Source organism: Paenarthrobacter sp. NEAU-H11, assembly GCF_050573415.1.
Classification (GTDB): domain Bacteria; phylum Actinomycetota; class Actinomycetes; order Actinomycetales; family Micrococcaceae; genus Arthrobacter.
Map to the genome: position 1 here is coordinate 57964 of NZ_JBNZGA010000014.1, position 12127 is coordinate 70090.

Here is a 12127-nt window from a genome sequence, read left to right on the forward strand (position 1 = left end):
GACCAGCCGGGGCTTCGGCTTTGCATTTGAGCCGACGCGTTAGAGTTAAACGGCACGTCTACCATCCGAAGGAGGGGTCATTGGGAATCTTGGACACCATCCGGAATCCGCAGGACCTGAACGAGTTGTCCGAAGAACAGCTAAAAGAGTTGGCTTCGGAGATCAGGGAGTTCCTGATCACGAACGTCTCCCAGACAGGCGGCCACCTCGGACCAAACCTCGGCGTGGTGGAACTGACGCTGGCCGTGCACCGCATCTTCGATTCGCCGCGTGACAGCATCGTTTTTGACACCGGCCACCAGTCGTACGTCCACAAGCTCCTAACGGGGCGCCAGGACTTCAGCACCCTGCGCCAGGAGGGCGGCCTCTCCGGCTACCCGTCCCGCGCGGAGTCCGCACATGACATCGTGGAGAGCTCGCACGCCTCCTCCTCGCTGTCTTGGGCCGACGGCATCTCGCGCGCCCGGCAGTTGACCGGCGAAGGCGACCGGCACGTCGTCGCCGTCGTGGGCGACGGTGCCCTGACCGGCGGCATGGCCTGGGAAGCCATCAACAACATCGCCGCAGACAAGAAGCGCCGCGTTGTCATTGTGGTCAATGACAACGGCAGGTCCTATGCTCCCACCGTGGGCGGCTTCGCGGACTACCTGGCCTCGCTGCGCCCCACCATTGACTCCTTCCGCGCCACCCCCGCCTACGAACGGGCGCTGGACTGGTGGAAGAAGAAGCTGCAGAGCGGTGGACCCGTGGGCCAGTTCACCTACAAGAGCCTGCACGCCATGAAGAAGGGCATCAAGGACTGGTGGGCGCCGCAGGGGATGTTCGAGGACCTGGGGATGAAGTACATCGGCCCGGTGGACGGCCACAACCTCCAGGCGATGGAGCATGCCCTCGCCACGGCCAGGCACTACGCCGGCCCGGTGATTGTCCATGCCATGACCGAAAAGGGCCACGGCTACGCCCCGGCACGCGCCCACGAGGCTGACCAGTTCCACGCCGTCGGCATCATCGACCCCGAAACCGGCGAGCCCACCGGAACTGCCGGGGCCCAGTCCTGGACGTCTGTATTTGCCGATGAGATCGCCGCCATCGCGGATGAGCGGAAGGACGTCGTGGGCATTACCGGCGCGATGCTCATCCCCGTGGGGCTGCACAAGTTCGCTGCCCGGCACCCGGACCGCGTGATCGACGTCGGAATCGCCGAACAGCATGCCCTCACCTCCGCCGCCGGCATGGCGTTCGGCGGCCTGCATCCGGTGGTCGCCGTCTACGCCACCTTCCTCAACCGGGCCTTCGACCAGCTCCTGATGGACGTTGCCCTGCACAAGGCAGGCGTCACGATCGTCCTGGACCGCGCCGGGGTCACCGGGCCGGACGGCGCCAGCCACCACGGCATGTGGGACATGGCCATGGTCCAGATCGTTCCCGGCCTCCACCTGGCCGCGCCTCGCGACTCCACCAGGCTGCGCGAGGAACTCCGCGAGGCAGTGGCGGTCAGCGACGCCCCCACGGTGGTCCGCTTCTCCAAAGGCTCCGTTGGCGCCGAAGTGGAAGCGCTGGAACGCCTCAGCGACGGCGTGGACGTGCTGGCCCGCAGGCCCAGCGGCTCAACCGAGAACGATGTCCTGATCATCAGTGTGGGCGCCATGTCCGAACTCGCGCTGGATGTGGCCAACCGGCTTGGCGCGCAAGGCATCAGCACCACGGTGGTGGACCCGCGCTGGGTCCTGCCCGTGCCGCGCTCCATTGTTGCACTGGCGTCCCACCACCGCCTGGTCATCTGCATCGAGGACGGCGTCCGTGCCGGCGGCGTCGGCTCACGGATCCGCCAGGAAATGCGCGCATCAGGCGTGGACACCGCCCTGAACGAGGTGGGCCTGCCGGTCGAATTCCTGGACCACGGCACCCGCGGGCAGATCCTCGAACGCGTGGGCCTGACGGCCCAGCAGATCACGCACGACGTCGTCGCGCAGGTTCTCGGGACAAAGGTCCCGTTTGCCCGTCCGTTGCCCGGCCAGCAGCACCCCACCACCGGCAGCCTTCCGATTCTGTGAGGGAAGAAGACGCACTGAAGTACCCGGGTGCAGTGGGGGAGTCCGGGCGGCCCATGCACACCACCACCACCCGGGTTCCCGCCGGGCTGAAGCCTGGCCAGCTGGTAGTGGCCAGGAACAGGAAATGGAACGGCAAGGCGCACTGGGTGGTGCCGGGGCGCTACCTGGGCGAAGACGAACATGGGTGGTGGATCTTCCAGGGAACCAATGAGTTCTGCTCCAGGCCCGGTGCGGCGTTCTACACCAAATCCGACGCCGTGCTGCTGGTTCCGCGCTCCGGCGACTGGGTTGCCACGTTCTACGATGACGTACACCCGAACCAGGTCCGGGTGTACGTGGACTTGGCTGTGGGCCACGAGTGGACAGTCATCCGGCCCGCCGTCACCGAGTTCCATGTGATTGACATGGACCTGGATGTCATCCGCACCGAAGACCGCGGCGTGTTCATCGATGACCAGGACGAGTTCGCCGAGCACAGTATCTCCATGCATTACCCGGACCGGCTGGTGGCGGACATCCAGAATGCCGCAGACCAGCTTTACCATGCCGTCAAGGCGCAACAGGCTCCGTTCGACGGCACTGACGTCGCATGGTTCACAGAGGGACGAAAATGAGCGGAATTGTCAGGGTCTACAAGCGCGACGACGAGGGCACCCTCCACTTCCGGGAGGCCTGGTATGACGGGGACTACAGCCAGTTCGTCATGAACTACGGCGCGGTGGGGCACCAGAGCAAAACGGAAGAGACCGACGTACCCGATGCGGAGGCAGCCGAGGGGCTCCTGGACGCCTTCGCGGCCCAGTGCGCCGAGGACGGCTACGCCGAAATCCCCGACGAGGAGCAGTTCTGGGTGGTAGCCCAGTTCGCACTCAAAACCAGGGAAGGCACGGACCGGGACCGCTACCTCGAAGAGAAGGCAACGGACGCCCTCATCAGCCACCTCGCCTGGCGTGGACTGGGAACCGTGGAGCGTTCCGGGTTCACGGATTACAAGCTGAACATCTTCTGCCTTTGCCCCGACGTGAACAAGGCCGTCAACGCCATCAAGGTCTGCACCCGCGGCGAGGACCTGGACTTCACCAAGCTGAGCATCGGGGCCGCCCCGTACAACGAGCCCGAGCACTTCAAGCTCAAGCACTCAGCCAAGCCCGCCACCGGCTTCAGCCTTTAGGAGCATCCCGTGACCGCGTACCGCCGCGTCGGCAAATCCGGCCTGACTGTCTCCACCGTGGGCCTGGGCTGCAACAACCTTGGCCGCGCCAACACCGTCACCGAATCCCAGGAAGCCACGGACGCCGTCGTCCACGCCGCACTCGACGCCGGAATCACCCTGTTCGACGTCGCAGACACCTATGGCCGGGAACCCGGCCTCAGCGAAACGATGCTGGGCAGGGCCCTCGGCAGCCGGCGCCCCGACGTCGTCCTTGCCACCAAGTTCGGCATGGACATGAAAGGCGCCAGCGGGCCGGACTTCGGCGCCCGAGGCTCCCGCCGCTACATCATCCAGGCGGTGGAGGCGTCGCTGCGGCGGCTGGGCACCGACTGGATCGACCTCTACCAGTTCCACACTCCGGATCCGCTGACCCCCATTGACGAAACCCTGTCCGCGCTGGACACGCTCGTCACCAGCGGCAAGGTCCGCTACCTCGGGCACTCCAACCGCGCCGGCTGGCAGATCGCCCAGGCCGAGTACGTCGCCCGCGAACTCGGCGGCGCGCGGTTCATCTCCACCCAGAACCACTACAACCTCCTGGACCGCCGGGCCGAACTCGAGGTGACCCCGGCCGCCGAGGAGTTCGGACTGGGCGTCCTGCCCTACTTCCCCCTCGCCAACGGCCTGCTGACCGGCAAGTACTCGCCCGGCCATGCCCCGGAGGGCTCCAGGCTCAGCCACACCCGCACGCACCTCGTCCACGACGCCGACTGGGACCAGCTGGACAGGTTCAGCCGCTTCGCCGGGGACCGCGGCCTGAACGAAGTCCGGGTTGCGTTCTCCTGGCTGGCCGCCCAGCCCTCGGTGGCCAGCGTCATCGCCGGGGCCACCCGGCCTGAGCAGGTGCGCCAGAACGCGGAAGCAGCGGACTGGGTTCCTTCTGACAAGGACCTTGCCGAGCTGGACGATATCTTCCCCGCAGCGCCCAAGGTGGCGCTCTTCTAGGAAACGACATGACCGCCTTCCTGCTGGATGTGGACACCGGCATCGACGACGCCCTGGCACTCGCGTACCTTGCCGCCCTCCCGGACACCGAGTTCGTCTCGGTCACGGCCACCCCCGGAAATGTGGACGCGGACCAGGTGGCCCGCAACACCCTGGCACTGCTGGAACTCTGCGGACGCCCCGGTGTGGAAGTGGCGGTCGGCGCGCGCGGACCACTGGCCATACCGCTGCTGACCACCCCGGAAACGCACGGCCCGCAGGGCATCGGGTACGCGGTCCTGCCGGAACCGGCCGGCGCTGTGTCGGCGCGCCACGCCGTCGATCTGTGGGTTGACCACGCACGCAACCGGCCGGGGGAGCTCACGGCCCTGATCACCGCGCCCCTGACCAACTTCGCGCTGGCCCTGCGGCAGGAACCCAGGCTGCCCGAGCTGCTGGCAAAGGTTGTGATCATGGGCGGAAGCTTCTACCACCAGGGCAACACCACGCCCACGGCGGAGTGGAACACGCACGTGGATCCCCACGCGGCCAAGGAAGTCTATGCCGCCTTCCGCGGGCAGCCGCCGGAGAAACTGCCGGTGGTCTGCTCGCTGGACACCACTGAGCGGATCGAGCTGCACCCGGCGCACGTCCAGCAGCTGGCCGAGGCGGCCGGCGCGACAGTTCCCGAGCTGGTGCTGCCCGGCCAGCCCGAAGGACAGCGCAGCACCTCGGACAACAAGCTCATCAGGCACCTGTCCGATGCCCTGCGGTTCTACTTCGAATTCCACCGCCACTATGACCAGGGATACCTGGCCCATGTCCACGACTTCTTTGCCGCTGGCGTGGCCGCGGGCACCCTGGAGTTCCAGGCACTGCCCGCCACCGTCGACGTCGAGACCGGGTCTCCGCTCCTGATGGGCACCACCGTGGCGGACTTCCGGGGACTGTGGGGCATTCCGCCCAATGCCAGGGTGGTGACGGCAAACCAGCCCGAAGCCGCCTTCCGGGAACTGGTGTCCGCCGTCGGGAGCATGGCCCGGCGACTGGGCTGAGCGCCCCCGAAACCTCGCTGGGCCGCGCAAAACTGCCGCGGTAGAATGGTTCGCGTCCGGCCCGGCCACACGCCGCCGGCTGCTGCCGAGGTGACATAGGCGGCGCTCCGCCCGGCCCGGGAACTCCGGGTCACCCGCGCCCCGCACCCTGAAGGAACCTCCATGTCATCGCACTCCCTGACGTTGCCGTCCCCGGCGCCCGCCGCTGCCCGCAGGCGCCGGCTGCTGGAAATCCTCGGCGCCCTGGCCATCGCCGGCACCTACGTCTACCTGGTGCTGAACCAGCCTGCAGACATCACCGGGGGACCAGGCAGCGCGTCCGCCCTGATCGCCCTTTCCGGCTTCCTCGTCGGCGCCGTGCTGCTGATTGTCGCCGTCCTGCCCACGCTGCCGGCCTCCACCGTGGTGCTGATCCCCGTGGCGCTGGTGCTGAACATTGTGCTGGGCCAGTTCGTAGGCAGCACCCTGGTCCCGTTCTACCTTGACACCATCGGCACGGTCCTCATCGCGGTGCTGGCCGGCCCGGCGGCAGGCGCGGCGACCGGTGCACTGAGCAGCATTGTCTGGTCCTTCTTCAACCCCACCGTGCTGCCGTTCGCCGCCGGGGCCGCACTGATCGGCTGCCTTGCCGGCCTCGCCGCCCGCCATGGAATGTTCCGCCGCTTCTACCTCGCCCCCGTGGCAGGGTTCGTCACCGGCATCATCGGCGGCGTGGTGTCCGCGCCGGTGGCGGCCTTCGTCTTTGGCGGCACGTCCGGCGTGGCCACCGGTGCCATCGTCAGTGCCTTCCGCGCCATGGGCGACACCCTCCTGGCCGCCATCACCAAACAGGCGCTCATCTCCGACCCCATGGACAAAGCGATTGTGTTCACCGTGGTGGCCATCCTGGCGTACGCGCTTCCGCGCCGCGCACGGCTGCAGTTCCCGTTCATCCGCCGGCACCGCGTGCTGGCCGGCAAGATGCCGGAACAGGGTTCCTGACCAGTCTGATGCGCCTCCACCCGCTGACCTCGCTGGCAGCCGCCGGCAGTACGGCGGCCATTACGACGGCGGCAGCCAGTTTGCCGCTGTCCCTCGCCGTCGTGGCGGCGGCCGTCGTCGTGTCGGCCCGCGCGGGTACGGCGCGCAGGATGCTCCCGGCCGCCGCGGCTGTCCTGCTCCCGCTGGGGCTGTCCCTGCTGGTCCTGCATGGGCTGTTCTTTCCCGAGGGCCGGACCGTCCTGGCGCAGTGGGGGCCGGCCCGCGCCACCGCGGAGGGGCTTTCCTTCGCCGTGGAACGGGCGGCACAGCTGGGAGCGGTAATCCTTGCGCTCCTGGTGTTCTCCTTCAGTGTCAGCGTTCCGGACCTGGTGGCGGCGTTGTCCGCACGCGGCGTCCAGGGCCGGTTCGCTTTCGTGCTGGCGTCCACCCTCACCCTGCTGCCGGCCATCACCTCCAGGGCGGAGGGGATCCGGCAGGCCCAGGAATCCCGCGGCCTGGTGATCCGGCGCGGACTCCTGCACCGCGTGGCGGCCTTCCGCCGCCAGGCGGTCCCGCTGGTCCTGTCCCTGGTCGAGGACGCCGGAACCCGGGCAGCGGCGCTGGAGTCCCGCGGCTTCAGCAACCCGGGACCCCGGACCAGCTACCGCGTTGTACCGGATTCCCGACTCCAGCGCGTGCTCCGGGTTGTCCTGCTGGTGGCCGCCGCAGCGGCGGTCGGTGCCCGGCTCTGGTTTGCCGCGGAGGGGACCTAGGACATGGCTGGCGGCCGGAACGCCCTTGAAACCGCCGGACCGATACTCTCGGCCGGCATCAGGACCTTCACTTTCCATGACGACGCCGCCCCGGTCCTGCACGGGGTGGAGCTCGCCTTCGTCCCCGGAACGTTCACCGCTGTGCTTGGACCGTCGGGAAGCGGGAAATCCACCCTGGGCCGGGTGCTGGCCGGCTGGCTTCCGCCCGGAAGCGGGGGAACCCTCCATGGCTTCCTGGAGCTCGCGGGTACCCGCCTGCAGTTCGGCGGCGGCGGGGATCCACGCATCAATCCCGCGGAATGGGGACGCCAGGTCGGGTTTGTTCCCCAGGATCCAGCCGCCGTCCTGTCCACGGTGCGGGCCACGGTGGCCGAAGAACTCGCGTTCGGCCTCGAGAACAGGGCGGTGGAGCGCACCGCCATGAAGTCCACGGTGGAACGTACCGCCGCGCTCCTGGGACTCACGGACCTCCTGGACCATCACCCCGCCCGGCTTTCCGGCGGCCAGCTGCGCCGGCTTGCCATTGGCTGCGCCATCGTCACGGAACCTCGGGTGCTGATCATGGACGAGCCCTTCGCTTCGCTGGACAGCGCCGGCACCGCCGGACTGGCACAGCTGGTGCGGGACCTCGTCAGGCGCGGCACCGCCGTCGTGATCCTCAGCCAGGTGGTCGATACGCCGCTCCTTGACGCCGGGACATGGCATGTTGTGGTGGACGGCAGGGTAACGGCCAGCGGCACCCCTGCCGAACTGCATCCGGGCTCCGGCCTGCTGCCGTCGGGCATCCGGCGCCCCGGCAGCCTGCCGGAAGGAAAGGATGCGGCACGGCCCCGCGGAGCAGCGCGCCCGGCCGTGCCAGCCAGTGTGCCGCCTGGCACGGCACCAACCGTCCCGGTGCTGGAACTCCGCGGCGTCTCCTTCGACTACCCGGATGGCGGGAGGAAGACCCCTCGCCGCACGCGGCCGGGAGGCGGTCCCGGCCCCGCCAGGCAACCGCGGGTGCTGCGGGACGTCAACCTGGCGGTCAACCCCGGGGAGATCGTGGCAGTTACCGGCCCCAATGGTGCAGGGAAATCAACGCTGCTGCGCCACCTCAACGGACTGCTGCGGCCCGCCTCCGGGCAGGTCCTCGTCCGTGGCTCGGACATAGCCGGGACGCCGGCCGGCGTGGTGGCCCGATCAGTGGGCCTGCTGTTCCAGCAACCCCGGGACCAGCTGTTCGAGCGGACCGTACTCCGGGAGGTGCGCTTCGGCCTGGACAGCCTCTTCCAGCCCGGTGAGGCGCCGGGCCGGGCCCTCGAGGCGCTGGCCGCCGTCGGCCTGGCAGGGGCTGCCGGTGAGCACCCCGCCGAACTGCCCGCGTCCAGCCAGCGCCTCCTTGCCCTGGCCACGGTCCTTGCCCGCAAACCCGCGGTCCTGGCCCTGGACGAACCCACCGTGGCGCTCGACGGCGACGGCCTGGCCCTGCTGGACGCTGCGGTGCGTTCCGCGGCAGGGGAGGGCGCCGCCGTCGTGCTGGTCACGCATGACCTCGCCTATGCCCGGTCAATGGCACACCGCGGTGTGGAGCTCGACGGCGGCCTGCTGGCCGGGTGATCCGGCCGGTTGATCAGGCCGGGCGGGACGCCGCTCCCGGCGGCAGGAAGCGCCTGCCGTTGACGCGTTCGGAGGCACCCACCCGGTCAAGGTACGGGGTGATGCCGCCGAGGAACATGGGCCATCCGGCGCCCAGGATCATGCAGAGGTCAATGTCCTCCGGCCCTGCAACCACGCCTTCTGCGAGCATGAGGCCGATTTCCTCCGCGAGGGCGTCCTGGGTGCGCCGCAGCACCTGCTCCGCCGTGGAAGGGGAGGTGCCGGAGGACATCAGCGCCAGCGTGGACTGCGGGATCTCCTTCGAGCCGTCCGGGCCGGCCGCCCAGAGGCCCTTCACGCCGTTGTCGATGAGCTTTTGCAGGTTGGCGGATACCGTGAACCGTTCGCCGAAGGCGGCGTGGAGCGATTCCTGCACGTGCTGGGCCACGGGAAGCCCCACCATGGCGCCCAGTGTGAAGGGCGTCATCGGCAGGCCCATGGGCCGCAGGGCGTTGTCGGCCACTTCAGCCGGGGTGCCTTCGTCAAAGGCGGCCGTCACCTCACCCATCAGCCGCAGCAGGATCCGGTTGACCACGAACGCCGCGGCATCCTTGACCAGCACGGCAGTCTTTTTGAGCCCCTTGGCCAGCTCAAACGCGGTGGCGAGGACGGCGTCGTCGGTCCGCGGGGCACGGACGATTTCCAGCAGCGGCATGACGGCCACGGGGTTGAAGAAATGGAAGCCCACCACGCGCTCCGGGTGCTTCAGGTCCTCCGCCATGGCCGTGACGGACAAGGAAGAGGTGTTGGTTGCCAGGATGCAGTCCGGGGTAACGATCTCCTCCAGTTCCGCGAAGACCTGTTTCTTGACGTTGAGTTCTTCGAAGACGGCTTCGATCACAAAGTCGGCGTCCGCGAAGACCTCCTTGGACACCGAGCCCGTGACCAGCGCCTTCGTCCGGTTGGCGGCGTCCTGGCTGATGCGTGCCTTGCCCAGCAGCTTGTCCACCTCAGCGTGGACGTAACCCACTCCCTTGTCCACCCTGGCCTGGTCGATGTCCGTCATCACCACGGGGACCTTCAGCTGGCGGGCGAACAGCAGTGCCAGCTGGCTGGCCATCAGTCCGGCGCCAACAACGCCCACCTTTGTGACCGGGCGGGCCAGCTTGCGGTCCGGGGCCCCGGCCGGCCGCTTGGAGCGCTTCTGGACCAGGTCAAGGAACGCGTAGACGGTGGCGCGGAATTCATCGGTCTGCATGAGTCCGGCCAGCGTTTCGCATTCAAGCGCGGCGGATTCGGCCTGGGTCATGGTGCGGTTCGCCTCGAGGAGGTCCAGGACCTTTTCGGGGGCGGGCGCTGCATTGGAGGTCTTGGCCTCCACGAAGGCCCGCCCGGCCGCGACCGCACCGGCCCACCTGGCGGCAGTTTCGGGTTCGGAAGGGTCGACGGCGTTGGCTCGTTCCGGGATGACGTCGCCGGAGATGACTCCCGCCGCCCAGGCCAGGGACTGCTCCAGGAAATCGGCCGGTTCGAAGATGGCGTCGGCCATGCCGAGGCTGAATGCCTGGGGGCCGGTCAGCGTCCGGTTGTTGCTGAGCGGGTTTTCGATCATCACCTTCACGGCGTTTTCCGGCCCGGTGAGGCGGGGCAGGATGTAGACACCGCCCCAGCCCGGGACCAGTCCGAGGAAGGCTTCCGGCAATGCCAGTGCCCCGGCTCCGGTGGACACGGTGCGGTAGGTGGACTGCAGCGCGATTTCGAGGCCGCCGCCCAGGGCTGCGCCGTTGATGAAGGCGAAGCTGGGGACTCCAAGGTTGGCCAGGGTTGCGTAAACATCGTGGCCCAGCTGCGCCATCCACAGCCCGTGCTCGCGTTTTTCGAGGTTCTTGACGGCGGAAAGATCGGCGCCGGCCACGAGGTAGTAGGGCTTGCCCGTTATTCCGACGCCGACGATCTCACCGCGGCCGGCGCGCTCGCGAAGGCCCTCCAGCACCGTGCCGAGCTCAACCAGGGTGTTGGGTCCCAGCGTGGTGGGCTTGGCGTGGTCCAGGCCGTTGTCCAGGGTGATGAGCGCGAACGTGCCGGGGCTGGGCTTGCCCGCCGGAGCGGGCAGTTCGATGTCCTGGACGTAGGAGTGCGTGACGGTCTCGTTCGGGAACATTTCTGCAAGCTTGGTGAAATCTGCGGCGCTCATGCGGCTCCTTCGGAAGCGGTTTCGGTGGCGGCGGAGCCCCCGGGCCGGGCTCCGCTGTTGTCTGTGTATTCCGGGTGATGCGGGTTTTCCCAGATCACGGTGGCTCCCATGCCGAGGCCGACGCACATGGTGGTGATGCCGTACCGGACGGAGTGGTCCTCCTCGAACTGCCGGGCGAGCTGGGTCATCAGCCGAACACCGGACGAGGCCAGGGGGTGGCCCACGGCGATGGCGCCGCCGTAGCGGTTGACCCGGGGGTCGTCGTCGGGAATGCCGAAATGGTCCAGGAAGCTGAGCACCTGCACGGCAAAAGCTTCGTTGATTTCAAAGAGGCCGATGTCCGCGATGGTGAGCCCCGCATTCTTCAGCGCTTTCTCGGTGGCCGGCACGGGCCCGATTCCCATGACTTCTGGTTCAACACCGGCGTACGCGTAGCTGACCAGCCGCATTTTGACCGCCAGTCCCAGCTCGGCGGCAGCCTCGGCGGACGCCAGGACCGCTGCGGTGGCGCCGTCGTTCAGGCCTGCGGCGTTTCCGGCGGTGACGCGGCCGTGGGCCCGGAACGGGGTGCGGAGGCCGGCGAGGTCGGCCAGGGAGGTGCCTGGCCGCGGCGGTTCATCCGCGGTGTTCAGTGTCCAGCCCTGACCGGGCTTCAGGGCCGCGACGGGAACCAGGTCCGGCTGGATGCGGCCGTTGCGGCGGGCATTCTCGTACTTGGCCTGCGAGGCGACGGCGTAGGCATCCGTTCGTTCCTTGGTGATGGCCGGGAAGCGGTCGTGCAGGTTCTCGGCCGTGTTCCCCATGTTGAGCGCGGCCGGGTCCACCAGCCGCTCTGACATGAACCGCGGATTCGGGTCGGTGCCTGAGCCCATGGGGTGGTTGCCCATGTGTTCCACGCCCCCGGCCACCACAACGTCGTACGCGCCGAAGCTGATCCCTCCGGCCACGGCGGTCACCGCGGTCATGGCTCCGGCGCACATGCGGTCAACGGCAAAGCCGGGAACCGTCCTGGGCAGTCCGGCAAGCAGGGCAGCCGTCCGGCCAAGGGTGAGGCCCTGGTCTCCGGTCTGGGTGGTTGCCGCAATGGCCACTTCATCGATCCGCGCGGGCGGCAGGGACGGATTCCGCCGCAGCAGTTCGCGGATGCACTTAACTATCAGGTCGTCAGCCCGGGTGCCGGCGTAGATGCCCTTGTCCCCGGCCCTGCCGAATGGTGTGCGGAGGCCGTCCACAAAGACGACGTCCCGGACAGTGCGCATGGATGCGCCGCTTCCCTGGTGGCTCACGTATAACTCCTCATCGAGACGTAGGCGCCGGTGCATGCCTTTGCTGGCAATGGCCCGGCGGCAATACGTTCGATGTTACTCGTGAGTAACTTA

10 protein-coding genes are annotated in these 12127 nt (G+C 68.3%); 8 read left to right on the forward strand and 2 right to left on the reverse strand.

The window, feature by feature from the left end; translation table 11 throughout:
* Nucleotides 1-80 precede the first annotated feature (80 nt).
* From dxs to ACQ3DC_RS16435, 8 genes are all read left to right on the forward strand, one after another.
* Entirely contained in the window at nt 81-2054 is a 1974-nt protein-coding gene (gene dxs, locus ACQ3DC_RS16400) for a 1-deoxy-D-xylulose-5-phosphate synthase (RefSeq protein ID WP_321215964.1), read from the forward strand.
* Nucleotides 2051-2668 carry a DUF402 domain-containing protein gene (locus ACQ3DC_RS16405; protein ID WP_321215965.1) on the forward strand — a complete coding sequence of 206 codons (618 nt, stop codon included), beginning with the start codon at nt 2051-2053 and terminating at the stop codon, nt 2666-2668. The genes dxs and ACQ3DC_RS16405 overlap by 4 nt, the downstream gene beginning before the upstream one ends.
* Complete coding sequence (locus tag ACQ3DC_RS16410) at nt 2665-3225, forward strand: hypothetical protein (protein ID WP_157238467.1); 561 nt, start codon at nt 2665-2667, stop codon at nt 3223-3225. Before ACQ3DC_RS16405 ends, ACQ3DC_RS16410 begins: the two co-directional genes overlap by 4 nt.
* Nucleotides 3226-3234: 9 nt before the next feature.
* Complete coding sequence (locus tag ACQ3DC_RS16415; RefSeq protein WP_430752770.1) at nt 3235-4212, forward strand: aldo/keto reductase; 978 nt, start codon at nt 3235-3237, stop codon at nt 4210-4212.
* 8 nt (nt 4213-4220) lie between these two features.
* Nucleotides 4221-5246 carry a nucleoside hydrolase gene (locus tag ACQ3DC_RS16420; protein WP_157238466.1) on the forward strand — a complete coding sequence of 342 codons (1026 nt, stop codon included), beginning with the start codon at nt 4221-4223 and terminating at the stop codon, nt 5244-5246.
* Between the two features lie 162 nt (nt 5247-5408).
* Entirely contained in the window at nt 5409-6227 is an 819-nt protein-coding gene (locus ACQ3DC_RS16425) for an ECF transporter S component (RefSeq protein ID WP_157238465.1), read from the forward strand.
* 8 nt (nt 6228-6235) lie between these two features.
* Nucleotides 6236-6979: an energy-coupling factor transporter transmembrane component T gene (locus ACQ3DC_RS16430; RefSeq protein WP_430752771.1), complete on the forward strand. Its 744-nt coding sequence runs from the start codon at nt 6236-6238 to the stop codon at nt 6977-6979.
* A 3-nt stretch (nt 6980-6982) separates the two neighbouring features.
* Nucleotides 6983-8575, forward strand: coding sequence for an ABC transporter ATP-binding protein (locus tag ACQ3DC_RS16435; protein WP_430752772.1), 1593 nt, complete (start codon nt 6983-6985; stop codon nt 8573-8575).
* Nucleotides 8576-8588: 13 nt separating this feature from the next.
* Here the strand turns inward: ACQ3DC_RS16435 and ACQ3DC_RS16440 are convergent, their stop codons facing one another.
* Nucleotides 8589-10748: a 3-hydroxyacyl-CoA dehydrogenase NAD-binding domain-containing protein gene (locus ACQ3DC_RS16440; RefSeq protein WP_430752773.1), complete on the reverse strand. Its 2160-nt coding sequence runs from the start codon at nt 10746-10748 to the stop codon at nt 8589-8591.
* The gene (locus tag ACQ3DC_RS16445; protein ID WP_370460314.1) at nt 10745-12034 is read right to left on the reverse strand and encodes a thiolase family protein; all 1290 of its coding nucleotides are present in this window, start codon (nt 12032-12034) and stop codon (nt 10745-10747) included. The genes ACQ3DC_RS16440 and ACQ3DC_RS16445 overlap by 4 nt, the downstream gene beginning before the upstream one ends.
* Between the last annotated feature and the right edge of the window lie 93 nt (nt 12035-12127).

Coding starts and splice junctions, on each gene's coding strand:
- ACQ3DC_RS16410 (WP_157238467.1), top strand. CDS start 2,665: ATGAGCGGAATTGTCAGGGTCTACAAGCGCGACGACGAGGGCACCCTC.
- ACQ3DC_RS16425 (WP_157238465.1), top strand. CDS start 5,409: ATGTCATCGCACTCCCTGACGTTGCCGTCCCCGGCGCCCGCCGCTGCC.
- ACQ3DC_RS16430 (WP_430752771.1), top strand. CDS start 6,236: ATGCGCCTCCACCCGCTGACCTCGCTGGCAGCCGCCGGCAGTACGGCG.
- ACQ3DC_RS16435 (WP_430752772.1), top strand. CDS start 6,983: ATGGCTGGCGGCCGGAACGCCCTTGAAACCGCCGGACCGATACTCTCG.
- ACQ3DC_RS16440 (WP_430752773.1), bottom strand. CDS start 10,748: ATGAGCGCCGCAGATTTCACCAAGCTTGCAGAAATGTTCCCGAACGAG.
- ACQ3DC_RS16420 (WP_157238466.1), top strand. CDS start 4,221: ATGACCGCCTTCCTGCTGGATGTGGACACCGGCATCGACGACGCCCTG.